At 48.1% G+C, this 18761-nt stretch carries 14 protein-coding genes; 5 read left to right on the top strand and 9 right to left on the bottom strand.

Annotated features, from left to right (window positions below):
• Positions 1–84 precede the first annotated feature (84 nt).
• Genes EZV72_RS17445 through EZV72_RS17455 form a run of 3 tightly spaced genes read left to right on the top strand, consistent with a single transcriptional unit; the run spans position 85 to position 3807 of the window.
• A complete protein-coding gene (locus EZV72_RS17445; RefSeq protein ID WP_137168434.1) occupies positions 85–576 on the top strand; it encodes a (2Fe-2S)-binding protein in 492 nt (163 codons plus the stop codon).
• Complete coding sequence (locus EZV72_RS17450) at positions 573–1589, top strand: FAD binding domain-containing protein (protein WP_137168435.1); 1017 nt, start codon at positions 573–575, stop codon at positions 1587–1589. The genes EZV72_RS17445 and EZV72_RS17450 overlap by 4 nt, the downstream gene beginning before the upstream one ends.
• Entirely contained in the window at positions 1579–3807 is a 2229-nt protein-coding gene (locus EZV72_RS17455; protein WP_137168436.1) for a xanthine dehydrogenase family protein molybdopterin-binding subunit, read from the top strand. The genes EZV72_RS17450 and EZV72_RS17455 overlap by 11 nt, the downstream gene beginning before the upstream one ends.
• A gap of 67 nt (positions 3808–3874) precedes the next feature.
• Here the strand turns inward: EZV72_RS17455 and EZV72_RS17460 are convergent, their stop codons facing one another.
• The gene (locus EZV72_RS17460) at positions 3875–4360 is read right to left on the bottom strand and encodes a DoxX family protein (protein ID WP_137168437.1); all 486 of its coding nucleotides are present in this window, start codon (positions 4358–4360) and stop codon (positions 3875–3877) included.
• Positions 4361–4480: 120 nt separating this feature from the next.
• On the opposite strand from EZV72_RS17460, the gene EZV72_RS17465 reads away from it, so the two are divergent.
• Positions 4481–5398, top strand: coding sequence for a LysR family transcriptional regulator (locus tag EZV72_RS17465; protein WP_332308327.1), 918 nt, complete (start codon positions 4481–4483; stop codon positions 5396–5398).
• Here the strand turns inward: EZV72_RS17465 and ppiC are convergent.
• The 5 genes from ppiC to EZV72_RS17490 form a co-directional block, all read right to left on the bottom strand.
• Entirely contained in the window at positions 5395–5679 is a 285-nt protein-coding gene (gene ppiC, locus EZV72_RS17470) for a peptidylprolyl isomerase PpiC (RefSeq protein WP_137168438.1), read from the bottom strand. The two genes, EZV72_RS17465 and ppiC, sit on opposite strands and share 4 nt — an antisense overlap.
• Before the next feature lie 118 nt (positions 5680–5797).
• Positions 5798–9385, bottom strand: coding sequence for an FG-GAP repeat domain-containing protein (locus EZV72_RS17475; RefSeq protein ID WP_137168439.1), 3588 nt, complete (start codon positions 9383–9385; stop codon positions 5798–5800).
• Between the two features lie 130 nt (positions 9386–9515).
• Positions 9516–10190, bottom strand: a complete 675-nt coding sequence (locus tag EZV72_RS17480) for a DUF799 domain-containing protein (protein ID WP_137168440.1) — start codon at positions 10188–10190, stop codon at positions 9516–9518.
• Positions 10187–10537, bottom strand: coding sequence for a DUF4810 domain-containing protein (locus EZV72_RS17485; protein WP_137168441.1), 351 nt, complete (start codon positions 10535–10537; stop codon positions 10187–10189). Before EZV72_RS17485 ends, EZV72_RS17480 begins: the two co-directional genes overlap by 4 nt.
• Before the next feature lie 15 nt (positions 10538–10552).
• A complete protein-coding gene (locus EZV72_RS17490; RefSeq protein WP_137168442.1) occupies positions 10553–11233 on the bottom strand; it encodes a CsgG/HfaB family protein in 681 nt (226 codons plus the stop codon).
• A 735-nt stretch (positions 11234–11968) separates the two neighbouring features.
• Between EZV72_RS17490 and EZV72_RS17495 the strand changes: the two genes are divergently transcribed.
• The gene (locus EZV72_RS17495; protein ID WP_137168443.1) at positions 11969–13174 is read left to right on the top strand and encodes a phage integrase SAM-like domain-containing protein; all 1206 of its coding nucleotides are present in this window, start codon (positions 11969–11971) and stop codon (positions 13172–13174) included.
• A 43-nt stretch (positions 13175–13217) separates the two neighbouring features.
• Here EZV72_RS17495 and EZV72_RS17500 read toward each other — a convergent pair whose 3' ends face one another.
• From EZV72_RS17500 to EZV72_RS17510, 3 genes are all read right to left on the bottom strand, one after another.
• Positions 13218–15188, bottom strand: coding sequence for an ATP-binding protein (locus tag EZV72_RS17500; protein ID WP_137168444.1), 1971 nt, complete (start codon positions 15186–15188; stop codon positions 13218–13220).
• A gap of 124 nt (positions 15189–15312) precedes the next feature.
• Positions 15313–16326: a phage major capsid protein gene (locus EZV72_RS17505; RefSeq protein ID WP_137168445.1), complete on the bottom strand. Its 1014-nt coding sequence runs from the start codon at positions 16324–16326 to the stop codon at positions 15313–15315.
• Between the two features lie 1117 nt (positions 16327–17443).
• On the bottom strand, positions 17444–18661 hold the full coding sequence (locus EZV72_RS17510) for a hypothetical protein (protein ID WP_137168446.1): 1218 nt from the start codon (positions 18659–18661) through the stop codon (positions 17444–17446).
• Between the last annotated feature and the right edge of the window lie 100 nt (positions 18662–18761).

Consider the following 18761-nt stretch of genomic DNA (forward strand, 5'->3'; position numbering starts at 1 on the left):
TCGTGCTGTTACGTACTCACATGTGCATACTGTCCACACCACACCGTTTTACTGCGGCGGTATGCCCCGACAAAGGAAACAGGCATGCCTGACATCACCATTAATGGTCGCGCCTACGCGTTACCTGAAGACCCCCGAACAACCCTGCTGGATTTTCTGCATCAGGAACTGGCCATGTTTGGCGCTAAAAAAGGTTGCGATCATGGTCAGTGCGGTGCCTGCACCGTGCTGGTTAACGACGAGCGCATGAATGCCTGCTTGCTGCTGGCCTTTCAGCTGGCCGGAAAAACCGTCACCACGATTGAGGGCATTGCCTCAGAAGATGCTCTGCATCCTTTACAGCAGGCATTTATTGATAAAGATGCATTTCAGTGCGGCTATTGCACCAGCGGGCAAATATGCTCTGGGGTCGCTTTGCAGCAAGAGCTGGCCGATAACCAGCCCAGCACTCTGTGGTTTGATGAACACTACACCCGGCTGGAAGATGTCAAAGAGCGACTGAGCGGAAATTTGTGCCGGTGTGGCGCCTATCCCCATATTGTGGAAGCCGTCACTACGGTAACGGAGGCTGAATGAAACCCTTCACTGTGATGCCTCTTGAAGAGGCCAACGATCTTCGTCACCCGTCAGGCAGTACCCGCTTTCTGGCCGGAGGAACCAATCTGGTGGACTTAATGAAACACCAGATTGAAACCCCCGATACGCTTATCGATTTATCTGGCTGGAAAAGCGCCAATACCATTTGTGAGGACGAGGATCAGTTTTTAATTGGCGCCATGGTCAGTAACACGGCCCTGGCAAAATTTGCCTATCAGCATCCGTCGCTTTCACTGCTGGCCCAGGCTCTGCTATCAGGTGCCACCGTGCAGTTGCGAAACCGGGCTACTACCGCTGGAAACCTGTTACAGCGTACCCGCTGTTATCAGTTTTACGATACCACCAAACCCTGTAACAAGCGTGAGCCTGGCAGTGGCTGCAGTGCGATCGGCAGTTTTAACCGGATACACGCCATACTGGGCACCTCGCCTCACTGTATCGCCTCGCATCCGTCGGATATGGCGACCGCCATGACAGCACTGGATGCCAGCGTAAACACCATCACACCTGACGGACAGACCCGCAGCATTCCGGTTCGTCAGCTTTATAAATTACCCGGCGACACCCCGCATCTGGAAACCTGGCTGCAGGAAAATGAACTGATTGTTAATGTCAGTATCCCTAAACACAGCGCTGGTACTCAGGTATACAAAAAAGTGCGTGACCGCTCTTCCTATGCGTTCGCACTGGTGTCGGTTGCCTGCGATATGCAGCTTAAAGACGGCATTATTACCGATGTACGTCTGGCATTTGGCAGCGTGGGGCCGCATCCGTGGCATGCACAAAGCACCGAGTCCTTTTTAAAGGGTAAAACCGCGACCGCGGCATTATTTGAAGAAGCTGCGGAAATAGCACTGAGCCCGGCGCAGGGTTTTGGAGGGAACGACTACAAAATTCCTATGCTTAAACGCACGCTTATTCATGTTTTACAACAGGTGGCCGACCATCAGTCGGCGCAGCCCGGACATCAGGGAGCCATTTATGCCCGCTAATTCTTCTTCTAAGAACACCGGCGCCGGGGATTATACCATTGGCGCGCCAGCCAACCGGGTGGATGGTCCGCTCAAAGTACAGGGCAAGGCCCGCTATGCAGCGGAAAATCAGTTTGACACCAAACCCTTAATTGCCTGGCAGCTTGGTGCACCGGTAGCCTCAGGCACCCTGACCCACATTGACACCACACGCGCCGAGCAGCAAACCGGTGTGCACATGGTGATTACCCACCATAACGCCCCGGCCCAGCTGCCGTTTGGCGAGCCGGAAGATAAAGGCCGGTTTATGCAAAGCCGGGCGCTGCTCAATGACACCCGCATTCGTTATGCCGGCTTTCCAATTGCGCTGGTGGTGGCCGACACCCTTGAGCAGGCACGCTATGCCGCCAGCCTGATTGATTTTGATATTGATGCTGATGAGGTGGATTTACTGGAGGAGCCGAAAGAGGCAACCGTGGTGCCTGAAGATATAGATGGCGGTTATGATGCCGATGCGAGCGTGGGTGACACCGACCAGGCACTAAAACAGGCCCAGAGCCGTCTGGATGTCAGATACACCACACCAAGTCAGGTCTCGGCGGCGATGGAGCCGCATGCCACCATTGCCAGCTATGACGGCACAACCCTGCAGGTACATACCAGTATTCAGATTTTATCAGCCGCAGTGCAATGCATCGCTACCACCTTTAAGCTTGAACCAGATACCATCGAAATACAAAGCCCGTACGTGGGTGGCGGGTTTGGCTCAAAGCTGGGTATTCACAACGATGCCATTCTGGCCTGCATGGCCACACTTTTACTTAAAAAGCCGGTCAAAATGGTTATGACCCGCAGACAGGTTTTTCATAATGCGCCCCATCGCGGCCACAGTACCCAGTTCATGTCGCTGGGAGCCGATAACCAGGGCGGGTTAAAGGCTGTGCAGCATCACAGTTTTATGCCGATGGCCCGCGATTATGCCTTTGCTGAAGGCAGCGGCGTGGCGGCACGTATCAACTATCAGGCACCGGCTATCGACAGTCAGCATCGGGTTAAAGTAGTCGATTCGCCCATGATTGATTCGGTGCGCGCACCCGGCGACGCCATTGGTTCGCTAACCTTTGAGTCGGCCATTGATGAGCTGGCCCACCAGCTTGGGCTGGATCCACTGACCTTCCGGCAACAGAACCTGGCTTTAGAGCACCCAATTACCGGCGCTGACTTCTCGACGAACAACTTGCGTGAATGTCTGGACAAGGGCGCAGCCAGCTTTGGCTGGCATACCCGTAAAAAGCAACAGCGCGGCAGTAAAAAAACCGGGTTTGGGGTGGCTGTGGGCATGCGCATGAACATTATTGTGCCTGCGGCGGCCAGTGTCAGCATTAATCAGCACGGCGCCCTGACGGTAGATACCGACATGACCGATATCGGCACCGGTACCTACACCATTTTAAGTCAAATTGTGGCCGACTATTTTGCCCTGCCGGTCAGTCAGGTCACCGTGAATCTGGGCAATAGCCGGGCGCCGGCTTCATGTGGTTCGGGCGGCTCGTTTGGGGCCTCAAGCTGTGGCACCGCGGTGCTGAACGCCTGTGAGGGTCTGGCGGCCAGTTTGTGTGAGCTGGCCGGCGTGGCCATGGGCACCGAACAGCTCAATATTGAGGGAGATAACCTGGTGCTGGGCGAAGGACAAACCCGTCAGCAACACGCCCTGTCCACCCTGCTTAGCCAGCAAGACAACGGCACGCTTAGCGTGACCGGCGAAGTCGCCCCGGATGAAGGCAACGAAAACTATGCCCAGTACAGCAGTGCGGCCCATTTTGCTGAGGTGGAGGTAGATACCGTCACCGGTGAAGTGCGGGTATTACGCCAGCACGGGGCGTTTTCTGCCGGACGAATTTTAAATTACAAAACCGCCGGTTCACAGCTTAAAGGCGGCATGATTTGGGGCACCAGTTATGCTCTGTTTGAGGATTTGCAGCAGGACAAACGGGACGGCAGCTTTATTAACTGTGATTTTGCCGAGTATCATTTTGCCGTTAACCGGGACATTGGCGAGCTGACTATCGAGTTTATCGAAGAGCCGGACTACAAAGCCTGTAAGCTGGGTAGTAAGGGCATTGGTGAGCTGGGAATTACCGGCGCCGGTGCAGCCATTGCCAATGCGGTATTTGATGCCACCGGCGTCAGGGTCAGGGATTTTCCGATCACGCCGGATAAAGTGATGTTGCAGCTGTAGCAGGTCGTGAAAAGGGGGAGCAATAGCTCCCCCTTTTGGTATCTGGCTCTGTTTAGCTGCTGAAAGCTCAGGCGGCTTTCATCCCGGCTACTTTTTTATGGCCCGGGCTGGCCAGTTTGTCTGCCAGCAGTGCATCTGCCGAATAGCTGCCCGCGCCCTGTATGGTCAGGGTAACGGTGGCGGCCAGTAATGCCAGCGCAAATTCATAGCCGTTGTTACTCATAAACAGACCGTTGCCGATATGCACCGAGAAGATAGCTATCACCATGGTAAACGCTGTAACCAGCGCCGCCGGCCGGGTAGCCAGTCCGGCAATGAGCGCCAGTCCGCCAAAAAACTCAGCACTACCGGCCAGCAGCGCCATAATCAATCCAGGCGCCAGACCGATGCTTTCCATCCACTGACCGGTACCTTCAAGACCGTAACCACCAAACCAGCCAAACAGTTTTTGCGCGCCGTGCGCGGCCAGAATGATTCCCACCGGAACCCGCAAAAAAACTTGTCCTAATCCCCGGGTTGCCAGTACTGCCTGTGCTTTTTCAATTGTGTTCATGTTATCACCTGTGTGTTGGGGGTTGAGCCCGCTGCTCAACGATGGTGATACTTTAGCCAACCACACAAAAAGGATAAATCCTGCTATTATTGTTTAATTAACAATGCAACGTTGATAATAATGATGGATAAACTGGCTCAGATGCAGGCTTTTGTGGCGGTAGTGACCGAAACCAGCTTTGTGCGTGCGGCAGAAAAGCTGAATATGTCCTCACAGCTGGTCAGTAAATATGTATCGGCGCTGGAAAGCGCGCTGGGCGTGCGGCTGCTAAACCGCACTACCCGCCGGGTACACCTGACCGAAGCGGGTCATAATTATTTCCCCCGGGCTCAGCAGCTGTTGCAGGAACTGGGTAATCTGGAAAGTGATCTGGCGGGGTTGCAGCACCAGGCCAGCGGCACATTGCGAATCAGTGCGCCGGTCTCCTTTGCGGTATCACATATGGGACCCCTGCTCACCCGGTTTCAGCAGGCTTATCCGGATGTCAGCGTGGACATTCAGCTCAATGATCGCAAAGTGGATATTATTGAAGAAGGCTTTGATGTGGCACTGCGAATTGGTCAGCTTACCAGCTCGTCGCTGATTGCCCGGCGTATTGCCCCCATCCGGATGCTGGCGGCCGCCGCCCCGGACTACCTGCAACAACACGGAATACCCACAGACTGGGATGACCTGAGCCAGCACAAGGTGTTGTACTACAGCTATGCCAGCAATACCCCTTACGCACCTGACTCTATGCGCGCTTTACCCGCCGGTACACTGGTGTGTAACAACGGCGATTTACTGGTGCAGTGTGCGGTGGCCGGAGCGGGCATTGCAATCCAGCCGACCTTTATCATTGGCCAGGCAGTGGCGAACGGGCAACTCACGCCAGTGCTGACCCACGACCCGTTGCCAGGCATGGGATTGTACGCGGTGTATGCTCACCGCGCCCTAATGGCCAGTAAGCTACGGGCATTTATCGACTTTTTAAGTCAGTATTATGACGATACGCCGCCCTGGGATGTGCCCCTGCAGCGCTTTTTGAATAACACCTAACGGCCGGTACGATACAGCGTTTTAATCAGATGAAAACCAAACCGGGTTTTTACCGGCCCATGCACCTTTAGTAATTCTTTTTTGAACACCACATCATCAAAGGGTTTGACCATCTGGCCGCGACGAAACTCTCCTAAATCGCCGCCCCGCTTGCCAGACGGACACTTAGAATGACGCTTGGCCAGCATCCCGAAGTCCTTGCCCTTGTTGAGTTGCTCTAAAATTTTTAATGCTTCTTTTTCGGTTCGAACCAGAATGTGTAATGCGGTCGCGGTCGCCATAGTTGTTGTTGCTCAACATCGTTTGAATAACGCGGATTATAACGAAGCCAGACAAAAAAGGGCATCAGCGTTACACTGATGCCCTTTTATGACTTATTTTTATCACACAGCGATACGCTTAGTGAATCCAGTACATACCTTTACTGCTACCAAATAAGATTTCGAGTTTGCCCGAATCCTGTTCTCTTACCTGTAGTGAGGCCTTGTTGGCGCTGCCGATGAGGAACGGACCTGACCACACCAGCTCGCCCTGACTGGTCATACTGTGTAGTTGTGAGTGTCCATAGTTCCAGAAGTCACCATTGTCAGATGCCACGATGAAGCCATCCGGATTGGTAGGATCCACCACGATATCAACGGCATTAATACTCAGGTTGTAACTATTTAAATTGGTTAACTGATTATCCGTCAGAGTCATCGTTTTCAGTGCGCTGGCATAGTCTGACAGCAGACAGGCCACCTTTTTCTCGCCTGTCTTGCCATAGAACAGAACATTATTGCACTGCGTCTCTATGGCTGTTCCGTCAACAACAAAGCGGGAATCATTTACTGTCAGTATGTGCAGCTTGTTATACAGCGCGACGACTACCGTGCTCACTCCATCAATATCAGTCACATCAAAATCGACTACATCCTCTGCAAACCGATAGCTCGCCAGTTCTTCTTGTGTCTGCAGGTCAATAATCTTGATCACGTTGCCGTTAGCCACGACTGCCTCATCGGACGCATCGCCATTGATATCCTGAAGAATTATCTGATGAGTACTCGCGTCCTGATCGCCCTCGAGTGTCCACAGCTCAGAAAAATCATTCAACTGGTATGCTCCCAGGCCACTGATAAAGGATTCGTTATTCGACACTAAAATGTCGTCAATATCATCATGGTTAATATCGATAATGGCGCTATATATACTGGTATTCCACCATGAAGAGTCGACTTGCCCAACCCGCTTTACGTTGCCGTCTTTTTGCAACGCCGCAACAGCCAGGCCGTTATCACCATTGCCTGTTGTAGGCACCAAAAATATCGCCTGCTCGTTTTCAGCGCCGGTATTTGCCCAGCCAGAGGCACTAAACGCATCAAGCTGAACGGTGGCAAGCTCCTGATTAACCGTTACCGTGACACCGTCAATATCCGCAGTTACCAGCACATTGCCCATGCTACTGCTGACTCCGCTTCCCCATAGCAGCTCAGGGGCGCCGTCGTTGTCGATGTCACCAGCGCTCAGAGAAGAAGAACCATGCTCCTGCACATCAACACTCCACTGCAAGGTCAGCTTATCTGTACTATCCAGAGTAAAAGCGCGCACTTCGCCCCACTGGCAGTCGCTGACAACCAATTCATCGGCCCCGTTCTCGTCCAGGTCAAAGGCAGCTAAATCACAGATATGACTGACATCAAAGGAGTCCAGTTGTGTTTTATCCACCGCTGAGTAAACATACACAGCCCCCCATGAATCAGCCCCGATGATTTCGTCAATGCCATCGCCTTGCAAATCACCAGTGGCGACCTGCGTACCAAATCCGGTTCCGGCGCTCCACTGGGTGTCGCCCGATATCAGATCAGTCACTAACCCGGTGTTTACTACCAGTTCAAGGTTGGCATCGGCATCCACATTGCCCACAGCCATATTCGTAAATTCAACCTCGCTAATGACTGTCTCTGCGCCGGTCAGTGTATCGGTAAGTGCAGCGACCGTGACGGACGAAACAGCCCCATCCCAGTCTGATGAAGAGCTATGGTAAATCAGCTCTTCTGCGCCATCGCCATCGATATCAACCAGTATGGCTGAACGCAAGAAATCATCGGTGGTCAGGATGTTTCGGGCAGGTTGAGACAAATCGTCAATTAGCCACATATTGTGGTTGGTCAGAACCAGAATGGATTTAGCGCCGGGCTGGTCTGCCCTTACCGGTAAAACCTGTTTGATCAGCTCATCTTTGCTGAACAGATAAGGGTATGCCCATTGCTGCTGGTATTCTGCGTTTTCCAGAGCGAGTAGAAAGACTCTGGACTGGTTATCGGTTCCCAATAGTTCGTTGCGCCCGTCACCATCTATATCGACTACCCACTGGGAGCGGTTTGCCGCTGGCACCTCTATGCCGGAACGAAACAAGGGTAATGACTGCTCACTGCCGACCGTCAGGGCTAATGTCTGCTCCACGTTTTCGTTAGGGTCAAACCGGTTACTGATGCCAAAATAGTAGGTTTGCTCATTAAACAGCAGATTATCCGGCACTTGCCAGGTAATTATCCCCTCATCATTCATCACAGCGCCTTCAGGCGCAAGCGTCAGCTTAGCCAGATTGTCAGCACTTTGAATATCCGAGTCACTCATCACCACAGAAAAACTCACCGTGTTGCCGGCCTTAATCTGTTGCGGAACATCGCTGATGGTGAGCTGAGCAGGCGTGTCTTCAATCCAGATATCCACCTGGTCGGATTCGTAGTGATGGGCCTCATCGGCTACTACCATGGCCACCGTGACAAAGTCATTAGCAGTGGCACTGTATGCCGGCAGGATGGGACCATGAATATCCTCGGCTAACACGCCATTGATATACCAGTTATACGAGATATTAAGCTGGGAACGAGGTGTTTCAATATCAAAGAAATAGCCCGGTGTTACCTCAATATCAGAGGACACAACATAATTGCTTTGATTCAAGTAAGGTCTGTCTGCATAAGGAAAGGTAGAAACATCGCTCAGCGGGGATAAACCAGCCTCTATTACCATAGGTGACATAAAATCGTAAAAATACACCACCTTAGCCGCATCTTTTATTCCATCATTATCCGTATCTGCCACATAAGCCGCCTGATCCTGCTCGAAATTCACATAGGCTTCATTGTCATTGAACAGCAATACGGAGCCGTTAAGGCCATAAGCGTCGACTTCTGGCTTCAGTTCAAAGTCGACATAACCACGCGATGCAACACTCAGGCGGCCTTGCATACTTTCTGTCTGACCCCCCCACTCAAAGACTTCTGTCATAACAGCATCTATAAAGTAGATTTCATCGTCCACTTTGACTGTCAGATACTGAGTTGCCGAGGTAGGATAAGACGGATCATGATAAGTCGACTCATTCACCTTCATGAGCCCGGACAACGCGATGCTTTGTTCGTCCTGCCAGCGCACATTATCAAAATACATGGTGTAAGAGCCGGTTTCCTGCTGCTGATCAACAACAACAATCAGTGCAGCAACACCAGATAACGCAGCATGGTTGTAATAACTTTTGCAGTTATCAAAATCTATCGACAGGGTGGCTTCACCTGACTCATCTATCTGGCCTGTATATCTGACGCTGCCACTTTCATCGCAAGCCACTCTCGTATCTATTTTGCCGTCCGGGGAGACATCGCCACTGACATCATGAGTGACCAGTTCAGGCACAATCAAAAACTCATCGTCGAGCAGGATTCTGGCGACCTGCTGTGCCAACACAATATCCATGTCGGCTTTATCAACGCTTCCGGTATAGCGGGTGCTGGCAAGTGAACGGGCAGCGTTGTTTAGCTGCGAGACAGAGTGAGATGTGGCGTTACTGATCATCTCAGAAGCGCTGGTTTCATTCACCACAGGCGTGCTGCCGCTGGAAGGGGTGTCAGTGTCTGCCCCGCTGTCACCTGAGCCGCCACCACAGGCAACCACCAGCGTACTGGCCATGACAGCCAGAAAACCATACCTTGTTATTTTCATTTTCTTCCCTGATACATTTTTACTACAAAATAAACGAAGCGAAGAATATAACAAGTTGTAATGGTGGTCGAGTTTTAAACGATGTTTACTACCAAAGATATCGTGCGGCGCCCTGCCACGCCGCAACCCCCTACTGCCCGTGCTGCGCCTCTTCCTGTCGATACTCAGGAGAGCGCGGGCCATAGCGTAATCCCTGTTTATTTTTTGCTGACAACAACCGGCTGGTAGCCAGAGCGCTGATATCAAAACCACGATCCGTCACGGTTTCAAACACCTGACTAACAGCGGCCTGTATCAGTAAGCCAACCAGGCTGTTGTTGACGTTTGCCTGATTTTCAGCCGACGATGCGGTCGCCGTGCCCTGCCAGATTTGCTGGCCGTTTTGCAGGTCAACCAGGGAAGCGGACAGGGTTACCCGGGTTTCGCTGGACACCACTACATAGCTCGTACCGTAACGCTCAATGGTGATATACAACGCCGCATCAGCGCCAAAGATCTCTTGTAGTTTTGCCACCGGTACTGCCTGAATATCCTGTGCCACTGTCAGACCATTATTTTTAAAGGTCTGGTCTACCAACCCGACCGGAAAAACATAGAACCCTGACTCGGCAAGCGGTGTGGCCGCCTGAGCCATCACGCTGTAAGGCGCAATAATTTCCGGGGTGTTGTTAACCGGTGGCAGGATGAGTATTGAGGCCGGATCAGACTGTTTGAAGGCACTGTCATCGTAAGTGGCTTGCTGGCTGGCGCAGGCGGACAATGCGAACGCAATGAACATGACAACACCCTGTTTTAATCTGTTCATGACGTGCCTCCCTGACGGGTTGTCAGCAAGAAGTCGATGTATTGTGCTGATTCAGGAAACAGCTGCTTTTCCCGGGAGAGCTCCGCAGTCCCACGATCGGCATTACCGGTTTCAAAATACAGCATGCCCAGCTGTGCATGCACACCCGGCGCAATGTGCTGTTGTCTGGCCGCGGCTTTTTCAATGGTGGTTTCCAGCGCCTGAATCTGTTCCTGTACAGTGACCTCCCCACCTTTAAAATAGCTGTATACGGCATTGTTGTAGTCGCCGTAATAGTACAGTGGCGGGGTGCTGGTGCATCCGGTCAGGATGACGGCCAGCGCCAAAGCTGTAATAACCTTATCCATAACTTAATCCGTTAATCAGGTTGGCCAGGCGCCAGACTCCATGCCTTTCACCAGCTTATTCACTACTTCCCGAATAGCTAAATCCAATACTTTACCGTTTAGCGTGGCATCATAGCCGGCGGTACTGCCAAACCCGATAACCTCTCGCTCAGACAGACTGTATTCGCCGGCGCCGGACATGGAGTAAACCACTTCAGAGGTTTTCACATCCACCACATTGAGCGTCACCTTGGCATAGGCTATCTGTGATTTACCTTTACCCAGCAAACCAAATAACTGGCGGTCGCCTACATCCTTGCGGCCAAACTCAGTCACATCTCCGGTCACCACAAACCGTGCACCACTGACCTGCTGTTCGGTGTTGGCCCGTCCGGCTTCCTCGTTTAACAGCGTCATATTGTCCCGATCCAGTACACTAAACCGGTTAGTTTGCTGCAAATGGCCAATTAACGTGGTTTTTGCCTGATTACCCAGCCGGTCCTGACCAGAGGAAAAAATCCCGTTCTGATAACCTGACCGGTTAACAAACTGCCCTACCACCAGCTTTTGCTTTTCACCCTGATAGTCCGTGTTGTAACTTTCCACCGTCGGGGTTTCAATTGCTCTTGAAGAGGTCGTGGCAGTACAGCCGGACACCAGGCCCAGCACGACCAATGATGAGGCCAGCAGAGATAATTTTGCTGTTTGTGTTTTCATGACAGTCCTTATGATGTAGTAAACACCTGTTATCTGAAACAATTCAGGTAAAGTACAGTTGTAATAATGAATACAAACTGAATGCAACACTAACAAAAAGCGCTGCGAAGAATGACAGTCGGGTAAGAAAAAGCCGTGAGTGACTGCGGCCCCGATGAAAAGCGTGCGCACGGATTGTCCCCGCACGCGGGCCCGGGCGTTGATAAGTCAGAGCCAGACTACAGACCGGCTGCTATGGGGAGCACTGATTATGAATGATTTTTTTCGGGCTTGTCTTTATCCAGCCCGACGTTGCCTAACATCCACACAGCTAAAAACATAAGAGCGGCAAAACTCATCCCAATGATAAAGCCTTCCAAAGTCATAAAAACTCCTGTTTACCTGGCTAAACTCATTTTAGCTTAGCACAGGCTCTTCAAACCTGTAACACCTTCGCGATGCCACTTCTGACAAGCCTTTACTATAAATTGAATGGTTTGGTTGTCGCACTTTTCAGTTATCAGCTTTGTCTTATATCACGGCATGGTAGCCAAAGCGGCGCAAATTAACAGAACCGGCTAACCAACAAAAAAGGCGCTCCGAAGAGCGCCTTTCTCACTAAGCGATAAGCTTGTGGGTGGCTTACATCAAAGTACCCCAAATCCTCACGATTCCCTTAATCCCTGACCAATAGAGGGATGTAAGCCACTTGGCGTTACACATTCCGGTATACAAAGACTTACAAGGGGATTAATTATGACCACATTGAACAAGCACATTAAGAAACATCACGACACCTACATTTATAACCGCAGAGTACCCAAGGCAATTGCTCACCTTCACATTGGCAAAACTCATATCACATTCAGCCTTAATACAAGCTGCATTAAAACAGCCAGATTAAAACGAGACAGGTACAACGGCCAACTGGCAATTCAAATGCAGTCCGCTCTCAGTCCAGAAAGGGAAACCTTCAAGAAACACCTACAGGTCGCTGAGGAATATGCTGATGGAATTAAGGATGTTAATTCAGGTCTCTTTTATGATGACTTCTTCCCGCGTAACCCTATCGCCCATGCTGCATATAGGCATGTTGCTTTTGGTGAAACAAATCATCCTTACACCTATACCATCAAGGAGGCCCTAAGTAGCCTGTTAGCACGTAAGACTTCGCTGTCAGAAGATACAAAGCAAAAGCTCAATTCATCCCTTACTAGGTTTCTGACCTTTATGGGAGTCAATGATATTGGTCTTCAGGACATCGATAAGAAGTCAGTAGTGGCCTACATTGAACACCTTGGCGATGAATATGCGCATGGCACTATTGCTGCACACCTATCACGTCTTAAATCAATCTGGACCCATGCTTTTCAACTGGGTGAAATATCCATTAAGCAAAGTCCATTTGAGGACCATGATTTAAGCCCATATAAAAGCGGGACATCGCAGCGTAAGCAACTGTTCAGCACTGAGCAGTTACGTAAGGTCTTATCTGATTGCCCTGATGAAGTGAAACCATTGGTTAAACTTGGTTTGTATACTGGGGCGCGTATCAGTGAGTTATGTAGTGCAGACGTTGAGGTGATTGAGGGAATTAAATGCTTGGTGGTGCATAAAGGTAAAACTGACAGTGCGGCAAGGTATATTCCTTTAGCTGACCAAGTGATAGACCTACCGTTACCATTAAAGGTGGACCACAAAGCAGCAGGGCGTACCTTCTCTCGCTTTAAAGTCAGTCAGATTACTGATGACTCTACACGGTCTTTCCATTCACTACGTAACCACTTCATAACAGCAGGTCAACGCGCTGAAGGACTCAGTGAGTTTGATGTAGCTTATGTTGCAGGTCACAAAACGGGAGCAACAATGAGTTTTGGTCATTATGCGAGACATGATGTTAAGCGGTTAAAGCAGACTGTTGATATTGTAGCCACCCAAATAGAAAAGGAGTGGTTTGAATAAATAGGGGATGGTGTGGATTTATCCCACACCTCCATTACCCTTTCTAACTTTGCTGAAGCTGATGGACCAGCTTATTAGTGCTCTGCTCAGAGAGCGATTCAAGCTTTGTATTCAAATTGTCCAATAGATAACTGTTGTTTAGTTCAAACTCATCGATAATTGTGAACCAATCTTTAACATAACACTTTATTTTTGGGGTCTCCGATACTAGGCCATATTCAGCACAATGCCTTAAACTTTCCTTACGTTGTTTAATCTGGAAATCATCTTTAGATATTTTTCTTCCAATTAAAATAAGCTCGAAATGCATTTTATCGCTATTAAAGCTTGGGTACTTGGATACTATCTCAGCATAGTCATCTAATTGTTGTAAGTGCTTTTTGTTCAAAGAAACACTAGGTCTTTTAATTTCAACGATGACACACTTAAAAATGCTATTTCCTCTTGCATCAAACGCTTTCATTTTTCTAGCTAGGAACAGATCTACTTGTCGCTTTGCGCCATCAATGAGTTTCTCTTGTTCAATGTCGCCTGCAGTTATGCCATCGATGCCATTTATTCTTTCACGTAAATTCTTGGATATTCTAGTGAAATCATCTTCTTCGGCCCCTAAGGTCGTATATTGAGGCCCAAACAACCAAGTGTTTGATTCAATGATCTTTTGTAAGTCTGGAGTTTCGAGTACTTCTAGAAAGCGGTTCTCCATTACTTCCTTTAAACAATGTACAGCATGCTGTCTTTTCTTAAGTACTTCTATTGTACTCACGATGTTTTCCAGCGTTGTTGTTCGCAAATGTTCAGCTAACGACTCCATGCTCATTTCACTTAAATCCAGTACACCTTCAAGCACTTCGAATACAGAATCATTTTCATTAGAAACGAGTATTTTATCTAAAAGACGGATCAATATTTTCGCAGGCTTTTTCCCCACATTATTGAAAACCTGTGGATCAGAAATATATATTTCCTTTACCAATCGTTTAGTATTCGCTTTCCTGACCCTTGCATACTCTTCAGGTACACCGTTATAGCTTGGAAAGTAACCATTTTCTTCAAATCGCTGAATTTCCCTATCTACATGCTTTACAAGGTATTGATCGTAGATTTCACGTTGAAATTCCGTCATTTCTCGATAGATTTGATTTATTAGGCGCTTTGTTTCTTGATGACTTGAATCCATCTGCAAACCATCAATATCATACCTTTCAAGTACATCAGAAAAAGCGTAGGCACTTGTAAAAAATGAAACTTTGTTATTAGCCTTACTATGTTGTTTTTCAATTACTTCGTGATTATTTTTTATTAAATAATTGAAAGACTTTTCTGAGCTTGGCTTCTCGTCCCATCTAATAACTCGAATATTAACTGAATGACCACCAACGACTTTGTTAACTTCATGAAGGTCGTGACTTGGAATAGTTATTAACTCCCCATCCAACAAGAGGGATTTTTCTTTATTTAAAGCTAAAAACCACCCAAATTCTTTACTTAATTTCTTTTTTAAATCATCTCGCAGAGGGACTTTATTAGAACCCGTAAAATTTCTTAGTAAAACACAAGTACCAGATTTCAGACTCGATATATAAGCATATTGGTCTGACGGCTCTATGTCCTGCCAATTAAACTTTCTGATAGCAGATGCATCAATATCTATCCTTCCGTCTACATTGTTTCGTCTAGTGAACCAAGTAGCATTTGCGCATAACATATGAAATGAAAGACGACCTATCCCCTGAGAGCCATGTTTGTCGTCATTATTCTTTTTGGAAGATTCGAAGAAATTTTTAAAACTTTTATCCAATGAAGTAAGGTCTATACCGTCACCTTCATCAATAATTTCAATGGATTCTAACCCATCCATATCATTGCAATTTAGCACCACTTTAACTGTCTTAGAATTAGCATCAAAGCCATTCCAAATTAGTTCAAAAAGTGCTTCGAAGGGTTCTCTATTTCTAAAATGTTTCTTAACCCCTTCATCAGTTATTTCTGCCATTCCTTCGTAAGACGCCATGACCTTAAAACTCCCTTTTAGTAAGTTATGGAAGAGATGCACTGACATAATCATATGTTGGTTATTGAAATACAAGCCAGATTTTACATAACTGACGTCATCCGGCTTGTACTTATTAGTTTTGCTACCCAGCCTGTAGAGCCACTCTGAGAGCGTCATTAGCTTGCATGATTTCACCGTAACGGCTATCAACATAAACGATATTAGCGCCCTTAACGGTCACTTGGTCCACAGTGAAATACGAGCCTTCACCTTTAAGATCCAACACCTTGATAGCAGACCGGAAGTCACCAAATATTACAGGGGTCTCATTATCTCCTTCACCGTTCATCTGGTCGATGATTACAATGGGATGACCTAGCATCATAAAGGACTCTTCACGGCTATAAGGAGAGCGGCCCCAATGAATCAGCAATGACTGACCGTTACTGTCTACCACTTGTTCCAATGCTTCAAATACATCAGCATTCATGTACCATTTAGCCATGCGCTTATACTCAGTTGGTAGGGATTTCTTAAGGGATACAAAGTAAGACCGGATAGCCGCACTATCAGCCCCAAATGAGCCGCTAAGACCCGTCTTGACCACTTGATAGAAATCCTGATGTCTTTCACTGTCAGCCTTTAGGGCCTCTGAGAATCCGTTAGGTTTATCTATACGGGCATGTAGGATCCCCCTTAGTCTCTGGATACCATTGCTACGGCTTTCATCACCGTAAAGTAGCTCAGTGACCAACACATTGCGGAAGTCATCACTAGTCAACCGGACCACTTCAGACTCAAGGTCTATCTTAGCGTCATTCACGATTTCATCCGTTAGTAATGCCTGAGCATAGATCTTACCAAAGAGACCAGATACGCCTACATAACGCTGACCATTGTTAAGTACCGGAGCAGTAGTGAATCCATCTTGCTCACCTGTAAGGGCTACCTGAGGCCGTGAGGTAACTACTAGGGTTTTATACTCAGTAGACTCAACTTCAATACGGTCAATTTCATTAAGTAACACATGGGTATCTGTGGCTTTGTCGATGATTTGATTGGCTACTCGTTCACCCACTGCATTGGCATCAGGAGTAGCTAGCGCTTTGTTCTTAACTGGGGTCTTAATGTCTGACTTATTAGCTGTATTTTTCATATGTATTTTCCTTTTGAATAGGCACACAAATGCAGCCCTGAAGGGTTATTCCTTAAGGCATTTCTCATGTGATTGTGTTTACTTTTTGGGATGTCTCAGGAGGGCCTGATGTTAACTGTAAGGCCACACAAGACGAGATAGGGGGTAAGGCTTCAGGATGGTCCTGAGGGCCTCTGTAGGGACTTAGAGAGAGCCTGACAGAAAGACCTTTGCTATGTCTTCCGCTATTCGTGAGGCTGACTCTTGGGTCATGCCGTAGACTCTTTTAAATAGTTGCTCATTTTGGTCCTGAGAGCGCGAAAGTGTGATTCTGCGGCCATCATTAAATTCAATGAATGCAATACGGGTCTTCTGTGGTTTCTCTATGCTGAGTGACTTACAGGAGGGTTCTACTGGGTTACTTTTCTTCTTGAACATAGTGGTATTCCTTACGGTTTCTCTAGGCCATTAGCTCTGTTATATCTGGCCGCTAGGCTTGTGATGAATGAGGTACGGGATACACTGACGCCATGGGACTCCATGAAGTGCTTCCTTGCTTTGTCTATCTCAAGGTACTCCTCACGCGTTAACGCTATGGTGGTTCTTTTGGGTTTACTGAGGTTATTACTGGTCATAATTCAATGGCCCATGTTTAACGGTTATGTAAAAAATACTAACGGGGATATTCCGTGATGGATTCCGTTAGTGTTATGAAGGTTTGCTTTGGGGATGACCCCTTAGGGTGTAACGGCCCTAGGTGAGCGTGGTGAATTCTTAGGGCCGTTACATAGGTATCATGTAGACCTATCGTTAGACACGTAGGTAACTGACCTACATAGAACTACATGAGCCGTGAACACAAACAAAAGAAACAATTACAGCCTGTCAGACTGAAGCTATCAATAAGCACACCCTGAGGCTGAAACTAAAGGTAGTGAGATTGTTGAAGGGACTAGTTTCAACAGTGGGACTCACGTTTGTGAAGAGACCTCAAAACGTACTTATGGATAGCTTCACGTAATCGAAAGGCTTTCTTTCTTCTAATGGTCAGGGATAATTAGTTGAAGTAGTGGATGACTGATTGTCTGATGGTCAGGGATAAAAAAGGCCATCCCGTTAGGGACAGCCATAGAGGTGCTTAAAGGTTTTCTAGGAACCGCATTGCTAATTCCTTTTGTGCTGTTGACAGTCCCGCTAAGAGACCGGACAGCTCGTCGTCACTCATACCTGAACTTTGTTCTACATTTACTTTAGTCTCACTTGTGGAACCATTATCTACTAAAAAAGGACAGTCGTCCCCTGCAGACTGTTCCTCAGTGGCTTTCTCGTATTCGTCCCATGGGTTCTCTGAGACCTTTGCAGAGGTAATGTGAGTGAACGCTGTAGGTTCCTCTTGAGTCATTTGCGCATCTTGCGTTTTTGACTCACTTTCAGAATCTTCCTGAGTCATTTGCGCATCTTGCGTTTTTGACTCACTTTCAGATTCATCCTGTCCCATTTGCGCATCAGGCGTTTTTGGACCACCTTGGTCGTCTGACTGGTCCATTTGCGCATCTTGCGTTTTTGGACCACCTTGGCCGTCTGACTGTTCCGTTTGCGCATCATGCGTTTTTGGGACACCTTGGTCATTAGACTGTCCCATTTGCGCATCATGCGCATTTGGCTCCCCCTGAGTAATTTCCGCATCATGCGCTTTTTGCCCACTTTCATTTTGAGTCATTTTGCTCAATGAGCGTTTTGACTCACTAAGAATCCTACTAATAGTCTTTTGGGATACACCCGTCCTTAGTTGAATCTCACGTTGAGAAATACCCTCGTAATTTAAGCGTTTGACCTCAAAGTCACGAGCATCAGTGAGTTCCTTGCGGATTTCTTCAGTGGCTCTCCTATAGGTCGCAGAGGAACACTTGGCCGCCTTCATGATGGCTTCACTGTCTAACGTAAACTTGTTCTTTGAGAAGCCTATGCGGTCTACCTCTAGTAGCTTTTGGATTGCGTTTTGTATATCTGTGCTCTTACGCTTTAGACCATGATTAGCATTGACCCCAGCAGCCGCTACAGTTGCCTCAGCCATGGTATCAAACTCAGTTAGTCTTACTGAGACATTATTGAGGTCTACGTGACACTCTATCTCTTCTTGTTCTGCTAACCACTTTAAAGCTGCTAACCTATGGAACCCATCAATAGGCACATATTCGTTAGTGTCTTTAATCAGGGCAACCCATGGTAGTTCCCTGAAAGACCCAGTGTCAGCGTATGAATGCGCTAGGTCTTCTACGTGGCTCATATCCTCACCTAATGACCTCAACTGAGTAGGTGCCTTAAGGTTGATTTTAGAGAGTGCAATGGTATTCATGTGTGTTGTGCTCCTTGCTTAGTTTATTTTCTAGGGAATATTCTTGAGAGAGTTAAGGTAAAAATCTAGGGAGGTCAAAGAGAGTGGCCTTTTATGATGA

It is taken from the genome of Salinimonas lutimaris (assembly GCF_005222225.1).
Lineage (GTDB): Bacteria > Pseudomonadota > Gammaproteobacteria > Enterobacterales > Alteromonadaceae > Alteromonas > Alteromonas lutimaris.